General features: G+C 72.9%; 14 protein-coding genes. 8 read left to right on the forward strand and 6 right to left on the reverse strand.

The window, feature by feature from the left end; all coding sequences use genetic code 11:
* Positions 1-20: 20 nt before the first annotated feature.
* Positions 21-443, reverse strand: a complete 423-nt coding sequence (locus IG78_RS0122295) for an SAV_915 family protein (protein ID WP_030565935.1) — start codon at positions 441-443, stop codon at positions 21-23.
* Between the two features lie 330 nt (positions 444-773).
* Between IG78_RS0122295 and IG78_RS0122300 the strand changes: the two genes are divergently transcribed.
* A complete protein-coding gene (locus tag IG78_RS0122300; RefSeq protein WP_030565936.1) occupies positions 774-1607 on the forward strand; it encodes an endonuclease/exonuclease/phosphatase family protein in 834 nt (277 codons plus the stop codon).
* Positions 1608-1801: 194 nt separating this feature from the next.
* Here IG78_RS0122300 and IG78_RS0122305 read toward each other — a convergent pair whose 3' ends face one another.
* A complete protein-coding gene (locus IG78_RS0122305; protein ID WP_030565938.1) occupies positions 1802-2491 on the reverse strand; it encodes a response regulator in 690 nt (229 codons plus the stop codon).
* A gap of 731 nt (positions 2492-3222) precedes the next feature.
* Here IG78_RS0122305 and IG78_RS0122310 point away from each other — a divergent pair.
* From IG78_RS0122310 to IG78_RS0122325, 4 genes are read left to right on the forward strand one after another with little or no spacing between them, the layout of a single operon-like run.
* Positions 3223-5091, forward strand: coding sequence for a methylmalonyl-CoA mutase family protein (locus IG78_RS0122310; RefSeq protein WP_030565939.1), 1869 nt, complete (start codon positions 3223-3225; stop codon positions 5089-5091).
* Complete coding sequence (gene scpA / locus IG78_RS0122315) at positions 5088-7394, forward strand: methylmalonyl-CoA mutase (protein WP_078965378.1); 2307 nt, start codon at positions 5088-5090, stop codon at positions 7392-7394. The genes IG78_RS0122310 and scpA overlap by 4 nt, the downstream gene beginning before the upstream one ends.
* A gap of 12 nt (positions 7395-7406) precedes the next feature.
* Positions 7407-8567, forward strand: a complete 1161-nt coding sequence (meaB, locus tag IG78_RS0122320; RefSeq protein ID WP_225882178.1) for a methylmalonyl Co-A mutase-associated GTPase MeaB — start codon at positions 7407-7409, stop codon at positions 8565-8567.
* Positions 8564-9616 (forward strand): enoyl-CoA hydratase/isomerase family protein, encoded by a 1053-nt coding sequence (locus IG78_RS0122325; RefSeq protein WP_030565946.1) that lies wholly within the window; start codon positions 8564-8566, stop codon positions 9614-9616. Before meaB ends, IG78_RS0122325 begins: the two co-directional genes overlap by 4 nt.
* 49 nt (positions 9617-9665) lie before the next feature.
* Here IG78_RS0122325 and IG78_RS0122330 read toward each other — a convergent pair whose 3' ends face one another.
* From IG78_RS0122330 to IG78_RS0122340, 3 genes are all read right to left on the reverse strand, one after another.
* The gene (locus IG78_RS0122330) at positions 9666-10103 is read right to left on the reverse strand and encodes a hypothetical protein (protein ID WP_030565948.1); all 438 of its coding nucleotides are present in this window, start codon (positions 10101-10103) and stop codon (positions 9666-9668) included.
* Positions 10104-10271: 168 nt separating this feature from the next.
* Positions 10272-11009, reverse strand: coding sequence for an ABC transporter (locus IG78_RS0122335; protein WP_030565950.1), 738 nt, complete (start codon positions 11007-11009; stop codon positions 10272-10274).
* A 2-nt stretch (positions 11010-11011) separates the two neighbouring features.
* Positions 11012-11989, reverse strand: a complete 978-nt coding sequence (locus IG78_RS0122340) for an ABC transporter ATP-binding protein (protein WP_051852842.1) — start codon at positions 11987-11989, stop codon at positions 11012-11014.
* Between the two features lie 108 nt (positions 11990-12097).
* On the opposite strand from IG78_RS0122340, the gene IG78_RS0122345 reads away from it, so the two are divergent.
* The 3 genes from IG78_RS0122345 to IG78_RS0122355 all read left to right on the forward strand — a co-directional run bounded on the left by IG78_RS0122345 (position 12098) and on the right by IG78_RS0122355 (position 15432).
* The gene (locus IG78_RS0122345; RefSeq protein ID WP_030565954.1) at positions 12098-13336 is read left to right on the forward strand and encodes a sensor histidine kinase; all 1239 of its coding nucleotides are present in this window, start codon (positions 12098-12100) and stop codon (positions 13334-13336) included.
* An 83-nt stretch (positions 13337-13419) separates the two neighbouring features.
* A complete protein-coding gene (locus IG78_RS0122350; RefSeq protein WP_030565956.1) occupies positions 13420-14082 on the forward strand; it encodes a response regulator transcription factor in 663 nt (220 codons plus the stop codon).
* Positions 14083-14274: 192 nt separating this feature from the next.
* Positions 14275-15432 (forward strand): ROK family transcriptional regulator, encoded by a 1158-nt coding sequence (locus IG78_RS0122355; protein WP_030565958.1) that lies wholly within the window; start codon positions 14275-14277, stop codon positions 15430-15432.
* Between the two features lie 110 nt (positions 15433-15542).
* Here IG78_RS0122355 and IG78_RS0122360 read toward each other — a convergent pair whose 3' ends face one another.
* Complete coding sequence (locus IG78_RS0122360; protein WP_030565959.1) at positions 15543-16304, reverse strand: GntR family transcriptional regulator; 762 nt, start codon at positions 16302-16304, stop codon at positions 15543-15545.
* Positions 16305-16317 lie beyond the last annotated feature (13 nt).

The raw sequence follows: 16317 nt of genomic DNA on the forward strand, positions 1-16317 counted from the left end.
CACAGTTGTCACAGTTGTCTTCAGCCGAGCCACGTGGTCAGGACGCCGACCAGAGCGGCCGCCCCCGTGACGCGCAGGGCCCCAGCCCGGGGGTCCCACGCGCGCTGCCGCGCGGTGCGCCGGGGCGGGGCCAAGGAGGCGGCGACAGGCGCGAGCGGGGCGGGGGCCAGGCGGGGGTCGACGGTGACCGCGGCGATGCCCAGGGGTTCGGTGAGGGCGCGCAGGGCGGGCTCGGAGAGCCGGATCCAGGGCTGCCGGGCACCGAGTGCGTCGGTGAGACGTTGTGATGTGGTGAAGGCGACGGCGGTGCGGCCGCCGACGGGAGTGCGGAACAGGCGGGCGACACAGCCCGCGGGTCCCGGCCGGACGGGTACGAACAGCGGCCCGGCCGGGCGGCGTTCGGAGGGCTCGGGGTCTTCTCCGTACACCAGTTGCTGCGTCATGGGGTTCCTCCTTGAGGAGACTTGCGGAGCCTTGAGGACACTTTCGGGGACCCTCGGAGTGCTGCGAAGGCCTGCGGGGGGCTTTCGGGTGCTTACGGGTGCTTACGGAACCTCAGAAAACGTGGGGAGTTCCCTGAGCTCCGGCGGCCTCTCGTCGGTCCGGGCGGTCGCCCGGGTGTCGGGCGGCGAGCGCCGGGCACACAGTGACGGTATGCCCGGCACGGGGTGTCATCCGACTGGTCATGACGCGCCGTTGACGACAAAAGGCAACACGCTGACATTCTGCTGACGCGCGGCCCGGCTCACGGGCCCGAACGAGTGAGGACTCGCGTGCGGATATTGACGTGGAACGTGTGGTGGCGTTTCGGCCCGTGGCAGCAGCGGAGGAAGGCGGTCCGCACGGTGCTGCGCGAACTGCGGCCGGACGTCGTGGGCTTGCAGGAGGTGTGGGAACGGGACGGCGAGAACCTCGCGGAGTGGCTGGCGGAGGAGCTCGACCTGCACTGGACGTGGGAGCCGTCGCGGACCCCCGAGCGGTGGCAGCGGCGCATCGACGACCCGACCGTGGCCTTCGGCAACGCGGTCCTCAGCCGCTGGCCCATCGCCGAGCGCGCCGTGTCCCAACTCCCGCCGCTCGACGATGCGGACGACGGCCGCCTCGCACTGCACGCGCGCATCGCCGCTCCCGGGCAGGACGTGCCCTTCTTCACCACCCACCTGTCGTCTCCGCCGCACGCGTCGGCGGCGCGGTGCGCCCAGGTCGCGGCGCTCGCGGAGTTCGTCGCGAAACACCGGGGCGGCACGGATTTCCCACCCGTGGTCACGGGTGACTTCAACGCCTGGCCGGACTCGGACGAGATGCGGCTGCACGGCGGATACCGTACGGCTCCCACGGTACCGGGGCAGGTGCTTCTGGACGCCTGGGAGTACGCCGATCCGGGCGCGGCGTCCGCCACCTGGGACGCAGCGAACCCGTACGTGGCGCTGACGTTCGAGCCGAGCGCCCGGATCGACTACGTCCACGTCGGTCCGCCGGGCCCGGGCGGCCTCGGCGCGGTGCGCGGGGTACGGCGTGCGGGTGACGGCCCGGTCGGCGGAGTCTGGCCGTCCGACCACGCCGCGGTGGTCGCCGACCTGCGGGGCAGCGCACAGCCCGCCAACTGACCCCGCGGGCCCGTGCAGGGCCCGGCCCCCGCAGACCCGTACAGGGCCCGGCCCCGCAAACCCGCGCGCGAGGCCCGGCCCCGCAAACCCGCGCAGAGCCCGCTCCCTACGCCCCCGTCCCGCCCCGGATCCCCCGCCCCAACTCCGTACGCCTACTTCTATGAACACGCCTGGGAACACGCCTGGGCATACATCTACGCCTCGAACCGATACCCCATCCCCGGCGCCGTGATCAGATGCCGCGGATGGGCCGGGTCCGGCTCCAGCTTGCGGCGCAGTTGGGCCATGTACACCCGCAGATAGTTGGTCCGCGCGCCATGTGTCGGCCCCCACACCTCCGCGAGGAGCTGCTGCCGTCCCACCAGGCGGCCGCGGTGGCGGACCAGGACCTCCAGGAGGTGCCACTCCGTCGGTGTGAGCCGCACGGCCCGCCCGTCCCGTAACGCCTTCTTGGCGGCCAGGTCGAGGGTGAACCCTTCGGTCTCGACGACGGTCGCGGCGGTGGCCTCGTCGCGCGCCGCGGCGCGGGGCCTGCGGGCGGCGGCCCGCAGCCGGGCGAGGAGTTCGTCCATGCTGAACGGCTTGGTGATGTAGTCGTCGGCACCCGCGTCGAGCGCCGCGACCTTCTCGGCGGAGGCCTGGCGGGCCGACACGACGAGGATGGGCGCGCGGCTGAAGCCGCGCAGCCATCTGATCACGTCGATGCCGTCCGTGTCGGGCAGCCCGAGATCAAGAAGGACCACGTCAGGCGGTCGCGCCGACGCAAGACGCCGGGCCGTGCCCCCGTCGACCGCCGCGTCCACCTCGTACTTGCGTGCCTTGAGGTTGATCTCCAGAGCCCGTACGAGCTGCGGGTCGTCCTCGACCACCAGCACCCGGGTCATCGGTTGCCGCCTCCTGGAGGTACGTGCGGGCCGGCCACACGCAGTGCGGTCCGGTGCCCACGAAAATGTCCGGTCCCGTGAAGCAAAGCGGCCACCAGCGGATGCGCCGCCGCCCCTGACGCCTCCCATACGGCAGCCGGGACGGACTTGACGCCTCTCATACGGCGGCCGGGACCGACTTGACGCCACCCTGACGGCACCCACCCGTACCCGGTACCTACTGCGGATGTCTCCGCCCGCGGCACCTCGTGGCCGCGGGCGGAGACCCCTTGCGGACGGACGATCAGGCCCCGGACGGGGCAGTCGCACCTGCTGGGGTGGTCACAGCCCGCCCCCCCAGCGGAACTGTGCGCGCCGCCGTCGGCGTGCGTCGCGCTCCCCCGGGCAGCGTGCGTCACGCTCCCGCGGGCAACGGCCCTGCGTCACGGGTTCGTTCGTCCGTTCCCCCGCGGCGCTCAGTCTTGGTCCCGCCGCAGCTCATCCCGCATTTGTTGACGCCATCCTGATGCGGACGCCGATCTTCTTGACGTTCTCTTGACGCGGGGCGGAGGAGGATGCACAAGAGACCCGCGAAGAGACAGCGACCGTATCGGTCCATACCGGCCCACACCCCCCTCTTATTACTCACCGGTAATAGCGGGCCACCCGTCCGAGTTCAAGACCGATCCGGAGAGTGCAAGGTCACAGCGTCGCCCCAGCACGGGGCCGGGTTTCCGCCCTAGCATCGGAATATGACGGTCCTGCCTGATGACGGGCTTTCGCTGGCCGCCGAGTTCCCTGATGCGACCCATGAGCAGTGGCAGCGCCTGGTGGAAGGCGTACTGCGCAAGTCGGGTAAGGACGTATCGGGGTCGGCGGCCGAGGAAGCGCTGTCCACCGCGCTCGAGGACGGGCTCAGCACCCGCCCCCTGTACACCCCACACGACGCCGAGGCCCTGGCCGGTGTGGGCCATCCGGGTTTCGCCCCGTTCGTACGGGGCGGCCGCGCCGCAGGCAGTGCGGCGGCGGGGTGGGACGTGCGGCAGCGGCACGCCACGGGCGACCCCGTACGCACGAACGAGTCCGTGCTCGCCGACCTCGAGAACGGCGTGACATCGCTGTGGCTCACCCTGGGCCCGGACGCCCTGCCGGTCGCCGGTCTCGAGCGGGCGCTCGACGGCGTGTATCTGGACCTGGCTCCCGTCGTCCTCGACGCAGGCGCCGATGTCGGGCCCGCCGCACGGGAGTTGCTGCGTCTGATCGAGGCCGCGGGTGTCGCGAAGGACGCGGCGCGCGGCAACCTCGGCGCGGACCCGTTGGCGTACGAGGCGCGCACGGGCACGGAGGCGGGGACCGAGGCCGCCGTCGAGCTCGCGCGGCTGTGCGGCCGGGAGTACGGCGGCCTGCGCGCGCTCACGGTGGACGCGCTGCCGTACCACGAGGCGGGTGGCTCGGCCGCGCAGGAGCTCGGTGCGTCCCTCGCCACCGGCGTCGCCTATCTGCGGCTGCTCACGGGCGCGGGCCTCACCCTCCAGGAGGCCTGCGCGCAGCTTGAGTTCCGGTACGCGGCCACGGCCGACCAGTTCCTGACCATCGCCAAGCTCCGTGCGGCCAGGCGTCTCTGGGCGCGCGTCGCCGAGGCGAGCGGGGACGCCGACGCGGGCGCCCAGCGCCAGCACGTGGTGACGTCGCCGGTGATGATGGCGCGCCGCGACCCGTGGGTGAACATGCTGCGCACAACCGTGGCCTGCCTCGGTGCCGGTGTGGGCGGCGCGGACGCGGTCACGGTGCTGCCCTTCGACCACTCCCTGGGCCTGCCGGACGCCTTCGCCCGGCGCATCGCCCGCAACACCTCGACGATCCTCCTGGAGGAGTCGCACCTGGCGCGGGTCGTCGACCCGGCGGGTGGCTCCTGGTACGTGGAGCGGCTCACCGTCGAACTCGCGCACAAGGCCTGGGAGTTCTTCCAGCAGATCGAGGGCGCGGGCGGGCAGGCTGCGGCCCTGCGTTCCGGCATGCTCGGGGACAGCCTGGCGGCGACGTGGGCGGAGCGTTCCAAGAAGCTCGCCGAGCGCCGCGAACCGATCACCGGCGTCAGCGAGTTCCCGAACCTGACGGAGAAGCCGGTCGAGCGCGAGCCGGCGCCCGCCGGTCCCACGGGTGGCCTGCCGAGGGTGCGCCGCGACGAGGCGTACGAAGCTTTGCGGGCCCGCTCCGACGCGCATCTGGAGAAGACCGGCACCCGCCCGAAGGTGTTCCTGGCCGCGCTCGGCCCGGCCGCCGCGCACACCGCGCGTGTCTCCTTCGCCGCGAACCTCTTCCAGGCGGGCGGGATCGAAGCCGTGCACGACCCGGTGACGGTGGACGCGACGGGCGCCTCCGGCGCATTGAAGGCCAGTGGGGCGCGCGTGGCGTGCGTGTGCTCCAGCGACGCGCTGTACACGGCCGAGGGGGCCGCGGTGGCCGCGGCGCTGACAGCGGCGGGTGCCGAGCGCGTGTTCCTCGCGGGGCGTCCCGGTACGGACGCCGCTCTCGACGCCGCCGTCACCCACGTCTTCGCAGGCTGCGACGCCGTCGCCGTGCTCTCCTCCACCCTCGACCTCATGGGAGTGGCGCCATGACCGTCCCCGACTTCTCCGGCATCGGCCTGGGGCCGGACGCGGCCCCGCGGGGTTCCGCCGAACAGTGGCGCGCCGCGGTCGAGGCGGCCACCGGCAAGGACGTCGACGACCTGCTGTGGGAGACCCCGGAGGGCATCGCGGTCAAGCCCCTGTACACCGGCGCCGACCTGGAGGGCCTGGACTTCCTCGGCACCTACCCGGGCGTCGCGCCGTATCTGCGCGGCCCGTACCCGACGATGTACGTCAACCAGCCCTGGACGATCCGGCAGTACGCGGGATTCTCCACCGCGCAGGAGTCCAACGCCTTCTACCGCCGCAATCTCGCGGCCGGCCAGAAGGGCCTCTCGGTCGCGTTCGACCTGCCGACGCACCGCGGCTACGACAGCGACCATCCGCGTGTGACCGGCGACGTCGGCATGGCGGGCGTGGCCATCGACTCTTTGTACGACATGCGTCAACTGTTCGACGGCATCCCGCTGGACAGGATGACGGTGTCGATGACGATGAACGGCGCGGTCCTTCCCGTACTCGCGCTGTACATCGTCGCCGCCGAGGAGCAGGGCGTGCCGCTGGAGAAGCTGGCGGGGACCATCCAGAACGACATCCTCAAGGAGTTCATGGTCCGCAACACCTACATCTATCCGCCGAAGCCCTCGATGCGGATCATCTCCGACATCTTCTCGTTCACGTCGCAGAAGATGCCGCGCTACAACTCCATCTCGATCTCCGGCTACCACATCCAGGAGGCCGGGGCGACGGCCGATCTGGAGCTGGCGTACACGCTCGCCGACGGCGTCGAGTATCTGCGGGCGGGCCGCGAGGCGGGCCTGGACGTGGACGCGTTCGCGCCGCGGCTCTCGTTCTTCTGGGCGATCGGCATGAACTTCTTCATGGAGGTCGCCAAGCTGCGCGCGGCACGTCTGCTGTGGGCGAAGCTGGTCAAGCAGTTCGAGCCCAAGAACGCCAAGTCCCTTTCCCTGCGCACCCATTCGCAGACCTCCGGCTGGTCGCTGACCGCGCAGGACGTGTTCAACAACGTGACCCGCACCTGCGTGGAGGCGATGGCCGCGACGCAGGGACACACGCAGTCCCTGCACACGAACGCCCTCGACGAGGCCCTCGCGCTGCCCACCGACTTCTCGGCGCGCATCGCCCGCAACACCCAGCTCCTGCTCCAGCAGGAGTCGGGCACGTGCCGGGTCATCGACCCGTGGGGCGGCAGCGCGTACGTGGAGAAGCTGACGTACGACCTCGCGCGCCGCGCCTGGCAGCACATCCAGGAGGTCGAGGCGGCGGGCGGCATGGCGCAGGCCATCGACGCGGGCATCCCGAAGCTGCGGGTGGAGGAGGCCGCGGCCAGGACGCAGGCGCGCATCGACTCCGGGCGGCAGCCGGTGATCGGCGTGAACAAGTACCGGGTGGACAGCGACGAGCAGATCGAGGTCCTGAAGGTCGACAACTCCTCGGTGCGCGCCCAGCAGATCGACAAGCTGCGGCGGCTGCGCGAGGAGCGCGACGACGCGGTGTGCCAGGACGCGCTGCGCAGGCTGACGGCCGCGGCCGGGAGCGGCTCGGGCCCGGGGCTCGAAGGCAATCTCCTCGCCCTCGCGGTGGACGCGGCCCGCGCGATGGCGACGGTCGGTGAGATCTCGGACGCGCTGGAGAAGGCGTACGGGCGGCACGCGGGCCAGATCCGTACGATCTCCGGTGTGTACCGCACCGAAGCAGGCCCGTCGCCGTCCGTGGAGCGCACCCGTGCCCTGGTGGAGTCCTTCGAGGAGGCCGAGGGGCGCCGTCCGCGCATCCTGGTCGCCAAGATGGGCCAGGACGGGCACGACCGCGGCCAGAAAGTGATCGCGACCGCCTTCGCCGATTTGGGCTTCGACGTCGACGTCGGCCCGCTGTTCCAGACGCCCGCGGAGGTGGCACGGCAGGCCGTCGAGGCGGACGTGCACATCGTCGGCGTCTCCTCGCTGGCGGCCGGTCATCTCACGCTGGTCCCCGCCCTGCGTACGGAGCTTGCCGCCGAGGGCCGCGAGGACATCATGATCGTCGTGGGCGGTGTGATCCCGCCGCAGGACGTGGACGCCCTGCACGAGGCGGGTGCGGCGGCGGTGTTCCCGCCCGGCACGGTCATTCCGGACGCGGCGTACGACCTGGTACGGCGGCTGGCCGCCGGGCTCGGCCACGACGGTGCGCCGGAGTCGGAGACGGAGTCGGACACCGAATCCAGCCCCGGCTCCGGCCCCGGCCCCGGCTCCGGCCACGGTTCGGTGCCCGACTCCGGCCGCGCCGGGCTGTGAGCCGCTGAGCCCATGGCACCGAGGATCGATCTCGACACCTATGTGAAGGGCGTGCTCGACGGCAAGCGTGCGCACATCGCGCGCGCGATCACGCTCGTGGAGTCCACCAGGGCCCAGCACCGCCTGCTGGCGCAGCAGTTGCTGACGGAACTGCTCCCGCACGCCGGACGGGCCCGGCGGATCGGCATCAGCGGGGTGCCGGGCGTGGGGAAGTCCACGTTCATCGACGCGCTCGGCACGATGCTGACGTCGCTCGGCCACCGCGTTGCCGTGCTCGCCGTCGATCCGTCGTCGTCGCGGACGGGCGGCTCCATCCTGGGCGACAAGACCCGCATGGAGCGCCTGTCGGTGGACCCGTCGGCGTTCGTGCGGCCCTCCCCCACCGCGGGCACGCTCGGCGGGGTGGCGAAGGCGACCCGCGAGTCCATCGTGGTGATGGAGGCGGCCGGGTACGACGTGGTGCTCGTGGAGACCGTCGGCGTCGGCCAGTCGGAGACGGCCGTGGCCAACATGGTCGACACGTTTCTGCTGCTCACCCTGGCCCGCACCGGTGATCAGCTCCAGGGCATCAAGAAGGGCGTCCTGGAGCTGGCGGACGTGATCGCCGTCAACAAGGCCGACGGACCGCACGAGCGGGACGCACGCTCGGCGGCGCGGGAACTGGCGGGAGCCTTGCGGCTCATGCATCCCGCCGACGCGGCGTGGACCCCGCCCGTCCTCAGTTGCAGCGCCCGTGAGTCGAAGGGGCTCGACACCCTCTGGGAGCGGCTCGAACAGCACCGTGAGCTTCTGGACTCCACCGGCCGCCTCGCCGCCAAACGGCGTGACCAGCAGGTCGACTGGACGTGGACGATGGTCCGGGACGAACTGCTCGGCAGGCTGCACGCCCATCCCGACGTGCGGCGGCTCGCACCCGAGTTGGAGCAGCGGGTGCGCGAGGGGACGCTGACGGCGACCGTGGCGGCGGAGCAGATCCTGGACGCGTTCCGGCGTCCGGACGGCGAAGCGGACGCGGCACAGCGTCCCCACGGCGGACCGGACACGGCACAACGTCCCCACGGCGAACCGAACGCATCACGGCGTCCCGACGGCGAACCGGACGTGGCACAGCGTCCCGAAAGCGAAGAGGACGCGGCACAGCGTCCCGAAGGTGAAGAGGGAACAGTTCATTGAGTCACGACGCCCCACCGGTCCTTACCCGGGTCGAGGGCCGCGCAGGCCACATCGTCCTGAACCGCCCGCGTGCCCTGAACGCGCTCGACCACGCCATGGTCCGCCTCGTAGACGAGGCGCTCACCGCGTGGGAGCACGACGACACCGTCCGGACGGTCGTCGTGAGCGGGGCGGGCGAGCGCGGCCTGTGCGCGGGCGGCGACATCCGGGCCGTACGCGAGGACATCCTCGCGGGCGGCGGCGCCGCGTCGGCGGCGTACTGGCGCGACGAGTATCTGCTCGACGCCCGGATCGCCCACTATCCGAAGCCGTACGTCGCCCTGATGGACGGCTTCGTGATGGGTGGCGGTGTCGGCATCTCGGCCCATGGTGATGTACGGGTCGTCACGGAGCGGTCCCGCGTCGCCATGCCCGAGACGATCATCGGCTTCGTCCTGGACGTGGGCGCCACGTTCCTCCTGACGCGGGCGCCGGGCGAGCTGGGCACGCATCTGGCGCTGACCGGCACGACGGCGTCCGCGGCCGACGCGGTGCTGTGCGGCCTCGCCGACCACTACGTGCCGTCGGTACGCCTCGCGGAGTTCACCGCGGCCCTCGCGGACGCGGACCCGGCGGACGTCGTCCGGCAGTACGCCGAGGCGGCGCCCGCCGGTGAACTCGCCGCGCACCGCGCCTGGATCGACTCCTGCTACGCCGCGGACTCGGTGGAGGAGATCGTCGACCGTCTCCAGTCCTGCGGTGACCCGGCGGCCAAGGAAGCGGCCGACGACCTGCTTTCGCGCTCCCCCACGGCGCTGAAGGCCACGCTCGCCGCCCTGCGCAGGGCGCGCCGCCTTCCCACCCTGGAGGAGGCGCTGGACCAGGAGTACCGCGTGTCGTGCGCGTGTCTGACGGCGCCGGACTTCCCCGAGGGGGTGCGGGCCCAGGTCGTCGACAAGGACCGGGCACCCCGCTGGTCCCCGGCCGACCTCGCGTCGGTGACGGAGGCCGATGTGGAGCGCTTCTTCGAGCCGGGTGCGTACGGGGAGTTGGGTCTCGGCACCGGGTGAGGGCCCGCTGCCCGCCCACGGGGTGGCGGTCGTACACCGCGGGCGACCGTCACGGCGGGTCGACTTCCGTGACGACGGCGACGAGTTGGAGCGCCCGGCGCTCGCCCCAGCGGGCCACTCCCAGGGCTATCCAGTGCTCATCGGCCCGCCACAGATGCAGGTCGGGGACCGATTCGCTGAGCGTCGCCCACGGGTCGGGAACCTCAGCTCCCTGAGCCATGACACGGAGCTGCACACTGGCGAGGCTGAAGTGCTGCGGCTCGCCCCAGCGCTCGGCCAGGAGCACGGTCAGGGCGTCCCGCTCGGCCTCGTACTGCTCCTCCGCTTCCCCGTGGGCCGTGCCGTCGTCCCACAACTGGTCCTGCGTCGATAACTCCGCTACGTGGTAGCCCGGCCCGCCATAGCCGAGTTCCGACCTGCCGGACGCCTCGGGGAAGCCTCGGGCGCGCAGCAGGTCGATGGCGGCGATGTGGTCTGCGCTGCTCATGGTGTCCAGTAAAGCGGCCGCCACTGACAATTGACTTCCCGTCAGACGACCCACCGGCCCCTCAGCCCCTCCGACAGCCCTCTCAGGCCCTCCGCTCTCCCGGCCCCTCAGCTCCCTCCGACGGCCCTCCCAGGCCCTCCGCCTCCCTCCGACGGCCCTCCCCACCCCTCACGCGTCCCGCCGCCGCACCGCCCACCACCCGGCGCCGACCGCTGCCGCCGCCCACAGCGCCATCACGCCGAGGCCCGCCCAGCCGCCGAGCACTCCCGTCGGGTCCTCGCGCAGGATCTGCTGCCCGGCCCGGTCGGGCAGGAACTGGGCCGCTCCGCCCGCCACGTCCCCGATCACGAACGGGACGATCAGGTTGAACGGGATCAGCACGCTGAGCACGGCGACCCCGCTGCGCAGCAGTGCCGCGAGGCCCGCCGCGAGCAGTGCCATGAGCGCGAGGTAGATCCCGCCGCCCACGCACGCGCTCACGGCACCGGTGTGGCCGAGCCCGATGGCGTGCTGGCCGAGGAAGGCCTGGCCGCCGAGGAACGCCGTGAAGCTCGTGAGCAGTCCGACCGCGAGCGCCGCCCCGCCCACGACGGCGATCTTCGAGCGGTAGAACAAGCCTCGGCGCGGCACGGCGGACAGGGAGACCCGCAGGGCGCCGTTGACGTACTCGGAGCTGACGGCGGTGGCACCGAAGCCGATGGCGGCGAGCTGCCCGAAGTTGAGCGCGTAGAAGGCGTCGAAGAGGGGTTCGGCGTCGGCGTTGTCGGCCTCCGCCCGGCCCACGGTGGCGAAGACGAGGACCGTGACGGCGACCGTCGTCAGGAACACCGCGGCGAGCGATCCGATGCTTCCCCGCAGCGACTTGATCTTGATCCATTCGGAGTGGAGCACGGCGGTGGGGGACATGGTCAGGCCTCCTGGCGGGGTGCGGGCTTCTCGGGAACGGTCAGGGCACCAGAGGGGCCCGCGGTGAATTCCGTGGCGGACGCCGTGAGCGCCAGATACGCGTCCTCCAGCGAGGCTTCCTCGTCGGCGAGTTCGAGCATCGGCACGCCCTCGCGCGCGGCGAGCCTGCCGATCTCCTCGGCCCTGGCGCCGTCGACCGCCCACCGGGAGCCGTCGCCGTCACCGTCGCCGTCGACCGCCGTCAGATCGTGCCCGGCGCGGGCGAGCACGGCGCGCAGCCTGACCGGGTCCGTGGTGCGGGCGCGGGCGCGCGGTTTGCTGTGGGACGCGATGAACTCCCGCATCGGGGTGTCCGCGAGCAGCCTGCCGCGGCCGAGGACCACCAGGTGGTCGGCGAACGTCGCGGTCTCGTTCATGAGGTGGCTCGACACCAGCACGGTGCGGCCCTCGCGGGCGAGGCGTCGCAGCAACTCGCGGATCCAGATGATGCCTTCGGGGTCGAGGCCGTTGGACGGCTCGTCCAGGATGACCACGGCGGGGTCACCAAGCAGCGCGGCCGCGATACCGAGGCGCTGGCGCATGCCCAGGGAGTACGTCTTGACGCGGCGACCGGCGACCGCCGAAAGGCCCGTCTCCTCCAGGACCTCGTCCACGCGCGCGGGGGTGATGCGATTGCTGACGGCGAGCGCGAGCAGGTGGTTGCGGGCGGTGCGCGACCCGTGGGCGGCCTGCGCGTCGAGGAGGGCGCCGACCTGCCGCAGCGGCTCCTCGTACGCCGCGTAGGGCCGCCCGCCGACGGTGGCGGTGCCGGAGGTGGGCCGGTCGAGGCCGAGGACGAGGCGCAAGGTGGTGGACTTTCCGGCGCCGTTGGGTCCGAGGAAGCCGGTGACCTGGCCGGGACGGACGCCGAAGGTCAGGTCGTCCACCGCACGCGTGGTGCCGTACTCCTTGGTGAGCTGCTGGACGTCGATGCTGGTCATGGCATCAGCGTCATGGCGGGGACGGTGCCCGCGCCTCCCCCGTCCGGGGAGATCGTCTCTCCCGGAAGGGGGAGCCGGGCCGCGCGGCTGCCCTGGCACGATGACGGCATGTCCCTGCCCTTCTCCCGGTGGTTCGGGCCGCTCACGCGGGCCGTCACGTACACGCGCTGGCTGCACCTGGTCGTGAGCGGGGTGGTCGGGCTGACGTTCGCATCGATCCTCGGCATCACGGACGCGGGCGTCGCCGACTGGTTCCTGATGTTCTTCGTCCATCCGGTGCCGCTGGTGGCCGCGGCGGCGCTGGTTCCGGCGATGCGCCGCGCGGAGGGGTTGCAGGCGCGCGTGATGCTGTTCCCGGGTGCCCACGCGCGCGTGGACGACGATGAGAGCGAGGACGCCGCCGGAAGCGGTGTCTCCGTGTCGCCGTCGGCGTCCTGGGACGACCGCGTACGTACCGCGCTGTGGCTCGTGCTGCGCCTGGAGGTGGGCGGCGCGACCGCCTTCGCCACGGTCAATCTCATCGGCCAGGCACTGGCCCTGACCGGCGCGGCGGCGGGGGCGCCGGACGAGGACAGCCCGCTGTTCGCCGTAGCGGGACCGCGGTGGCTCGCCGCGCTGCTCCTTCCCCTGCCGCTGCTGGCTCTGTACGTCGTCGTCGTGCTGGCGGGGCTGCTGGTGGCGGCGGCCGCGCGCCGCTTCCTCGGCCCCTCGCCCGCGCAGCGTCTCGCCGCCCTGGAGGAGCGCACCGAGCAGCTCATCGAGCGCAATCGCATCGCCCGCGAGCTGCACGACTCCATCGGGCACGCGCTGACCGTCGCGGTCGTGCAGGCGGGCGCCGCGCGCGCCACCGCCGACCCGGCGTTCACCGAACGCGCCCTGGAAGCCATCGAGGACACGGGCAGGCACGCCCTGGAGGACCTGGAACGGGTGCTGCGGGTGCTCCGCGAGGACGGCAGGCCCGCGCGGGAGCGGCCGACGCTCGCCGACGCCGACCGGCTGCTTGTCTCCGCGCGCACGGCGGGCGCGAAGCTCTACGTCGACCTGAGCGGCCCTGTGGACCGGGTGCCGGGGCCCGTGTCGCGCGAGGGCTACCGCATGCTCCAGGAGGCCCTGACGAACGTCCTGCGGCACGCGGGGCCCGTACCGGTGCGCGTCCAAGTGGCCGCAGACGAGGCTTTGCTGACGCTCGACGTACGCAACGCCCTGCCCGCCCCCGCGGCCACGACGGGACGGGGCGGCAGCGGGCTGCGCGGGATACGGGAGCGGGCCACGCTCCTCGGCGGGCGCGCCGACACAGGGCCGCACGAGGGCGACTGGCGGGTCCGCGTGGAGCTGCCCCTGACGTGAGCGCGGGGCGAACTCCGGGCGAGCGCACGTACGGGGGTGGGCGTGGGGCCCCTGGGCATGGGTTCGTGATCTACGCTGACCGGATGCCGGTCACCGTCCTGCTCGTCGACGACGAGCCCCTGGTCCGCGCGGGTCTGCGCGCCGTACTCGAAGCACAGCCGGACATCGAGGTCGTGGGTGAGGCGGCGGACGGTGCCGCCGTGATCCCGCTGGTGCGTGAGCTGCGCCCGGACGTCGTCGCCATGGACGTCCGCATGCCGCTCCTCGACGGCATCGAGGCCACGCGCGCGGTGCTGCGCATGATCGACGATCCACCCAAGATCGTCGTGATCACGACCTTCGAGAACGACGAGTACGTGTACGAGGCGCTGCGCGCGGGCGCCGACGGTTTCCTGCTGAAGCGGGCCAGGCCGGCCGAGATCGTGCACGCGGTGCGCCTCGTGGCCGAGGGCGAGTCGCTGCTGTTCCCCGCGGCAGTGCGGGAGCTCGCGGGCGCCCACGGCACCCGGCGCGGCAATCCGGCCGCGGTGGCCGCCCTGGAGCGGGCGGCGCTGACCGGCCGCGAGGAGGAAGTCCTTCGTCTGATGGCGCGCGGCCTGTCCAACGCGGAGATCGCCGCCCGCCTCGTCGTCGGCACCGAGACCGTGAAGTCGCACGTCAGCTCGCTCCTTGCCAAGCTCGGCGCGCGCGACCGCACCCAGGCCGTCATCACGGCGTACGAATCCGGTTTCGTCGCGCCGGGCTGATCCGGCCACCCGCCCACGCCCCCGCCCGCCCGGCGAGCCCGCGCCCGTCACCGTCGGCGGCCCGCCCGGCTGGTCCGCTTTCGTCACCTGCGGCCGAGTCCGGTCGGGCCCGCGGCCTGATCGGCACTCGCCCCGGTCGGCGCCTTCCGAGTACCCTTCGCCCATCATGCGCATGGAACGGAAGGACGGACGTTGGGGCGGCTGACCGGCGGGGATCCTTCTCTGCTACGGCGGATCAACTCGGCGGTGGTGCTGCACGCACTGCGCGCCGCGGACTTCGCGACTCTTACGGAGATCACCCGGGTGACGGGGCTTTCGCGGCCCACCGTCGAGGGCGTGGTCGAAGGGCTGAGCGAGGCCGGGCTCGTCGTGGAGACGGACGCGGACGAGGGCGGCGCGCGGCGCCAGGGACGGCCTGCGCGGAAGTTCCGCTTCCGCGCGGAGGCGGGCCATCTGCTCGGCCTGGAGATCGGCGCGCACCGGGTCGCCGCGGTCCTGTCCGACCTCGACGGCAAGATTCTCGGCACCGCGGCGAAGAACGTGTCGGAGACGGCGCCCGCGGACGAGCGCCTCGACAAGCTGCGCACGGCCGTGGCCGACCTGCTGCGCCGCGCGGGGGTGTCCCGTGGCTCGCTGCGCGCCGTCGGCGTCGGCAGCCCCGGGATCGTGGAGGCCGACGGCTCTGTGCGGCTGAGCACCGCGCTGCCCGGGTGGACGGGCCTGCCCCTGGGCGAACGGCTGCGCCGTTCCTTCAAGTGCCCTGTCCTGGTGGAGAACGACGCCAACGCGGCGGCGGTCGCCGAGCACTGGAAGGGCGCGGCCACGGAGTCGGACGACGTGGTGTTCGTCCTGGCGGGCCTGAGCCCCGGTGCCGGATCGCTGATCGGCGGGCGGCTGCACCGCGGGTACGGCGGGGCGGCGGGCGAGATCGGCGCCCTGCACCTGCTGGGCCGCGACGTGACGCCGGAGACGCTTCTGTCGACGACGGACGAACCGCTGCACCCGTTGGACGAGCAGGCGGTTGCGGAGGTCTTCGCGCACGCGCGCGAGGGCGACGAGCGGGCCCGCGCGGCGGTCGACCGCTTCATACGGCGCCTGGTGCACGACGTGGGCGCCCTGGTGCTCGCGCTCGACCCGGAACTCGTCGTGGTGGGCGGCTGGGCGGCGGGCCTCGACGGCGTCCTGGAGCCGCTCCACCGCGAGCTGACCCGCTACTGCCTGCGGCCACCGCGGGTGGCGCTCTCGCTCCTCGGCGAGGCCGCCGTGGCCACGGGCGCCCTGCGGCTCGCGCTCGACCACGTGGACGAGGAACTGTTCGCCGTCGAGGGCACGGTGACGGCACACCAGTAGGCCAGGAGGAACACCCCCTGGCCTATGAAGACCGCGGTACGGCGCCGGTACGGCAGCGCGCCTGCTTCAGAGGGCGTCCCGCCCGGTCGGTCACAGGGCGCCCCGCCGGGTCAGGAAGCGCGCTGCTCCGGCCCGTGGTGGATCTCGACGGCTCCCTGGTCGCCGAAGGTGAGGCGGCAGGTGTCCGCGCGGTACGTCGCCACGGAGAGGGCGGCCGTGCCGCCGCCGGCGAGGAAACGGGTGGTGACGAGGAGGACGGGCGCACCAGGCAGCCGGTCGAGGGCCTTGGCGTCGTCCGCGCGGGCGGAGCCGAGCTCCACGGCACGGTCCTGGCCCTCCAGGTCGAGCCGCCCGAGCTCGCGCAGCACAGCACGCGCGCGGGCCGGTCCCGCGGGGGCGTCGATCGCCGAGAGGTCGGGGACCGAGGCCGCCGGGACGTAAAGAAGTTCGGCGGCGACGGGCTGGCCGTGCGACACGCGGGTGCGCCGCACCACGTGCACGGGCTCGTCCGGCTCGACGCCGAGGGCGCGGGCCACATGGGCGGGCGGCGCGGCGAGCTCGCTGTCGGCCGGCTGCCAGGCGTCGCCGACCGCGCCGGGCCAGCTCCCCTGGGCGGAGCCGACGGCCACGCCCATGCGGGGCGGCGCCACGGTCGTGCCGACACCTCGGCGGCGCTGCAGCCGCCCTTCCAGCTCGAGCTGCTCCAGTGCCTGGCGCAGCGTCGCGCGGGCGACGCCGAACCGGGCGGCGAGGTCGCGCTCGTTGGGCAGGATCTCGCCCACGGCGAACTCGGAGTCCAGCGCTTCGCTGAGCACGGTCTTGAGGTGCCAGTACTTCGGCTCCGGCACCGTTTCGAGCTGCGTGGTCCCCACCCTGTCCTCCGCA

It is taken from the genome of Streptomyces aureocirculatus (genome assembly GCF_000720475.1).
GTDB classification, from domain to species: Bacteria; Actinomycetota; Actinomycetes; order Streptomycetales; family Streptomycetaceae; genus Streptomyces; species Streptomyces aureocirculatus.

Bases quoted from the DNA above. Each gene is read 5' to 3' on its own strand.
- IG78_RS0122295 (WP_030565935.1), bottom strand. From the start codon at position 443: ATGACGCAGCAACTGGTGTACGGAGAAGACCCCGAGCCCTCCGAACGC.
- IG78_RS0122305 (WP_030565938.1), bottom strand. From the start codon at position 2,491: ATGACCCGGGTGCTGGTGGTCGAGGACGACCCGCAGCTCGTACGGGCT.
- IG78_RS0122310 (WP_030565939.1), top strand. From the start codon at position 3,223: ATGACGGTCCTGCCTGATGACGGGCTTTCGCTGGCCGCCGAGTTCCCT.
- scpA (WP_078965378.1), top strand. From the start codon at position 5,088: ATGACCGTCCCCGACTTCTCCGGCATCGGCCTGGGGCCGGACGCGGCC.
- meaB (WP_225882178.1), top strand. From the start codon at position 7,407: ATGGCACCGAGGATCGATCTCGACACCTATGTGAAGGGCGTGCTCGAC.
- IG78_RS0122330 (WP_030565948.1), bottom strand. From the start codon at position 10,103: ATGAGCAGCGCAGACCACATCGCCGCCATCGACCTGCTGCGCGCCCGA.
- IG78_RS0122335 (WP_030565950.1), bottom strand. From the start codon at position 11,009: ATGTCCCCCACCGCCGTGCTCCACTCCGAATGGATCAAGATCAAGTCG.
- IG78_RS0122340 (WP_051852842.1), bottom strand. From the start codon at position 11,989: ATGACCAGCATCGACGTCCAGCAGCTCACCAAGGAGTACGGCACCACG.
- IG78_RS0122345 (WP_030565954.1), top strand. From the start codon at position 12,098: ATGTCCCTGCCCTTCTCCCGGTGGTTCGGGCCGCTCACGCGGGCCGTC.
- IG78_RS0122350 (WP_030565956.1), top strand. From the start codon at position 13,420: ATGCCGGTCACCGTCCTGCTCGTCGACGACGAGCCCCTGGTCCGCGCG.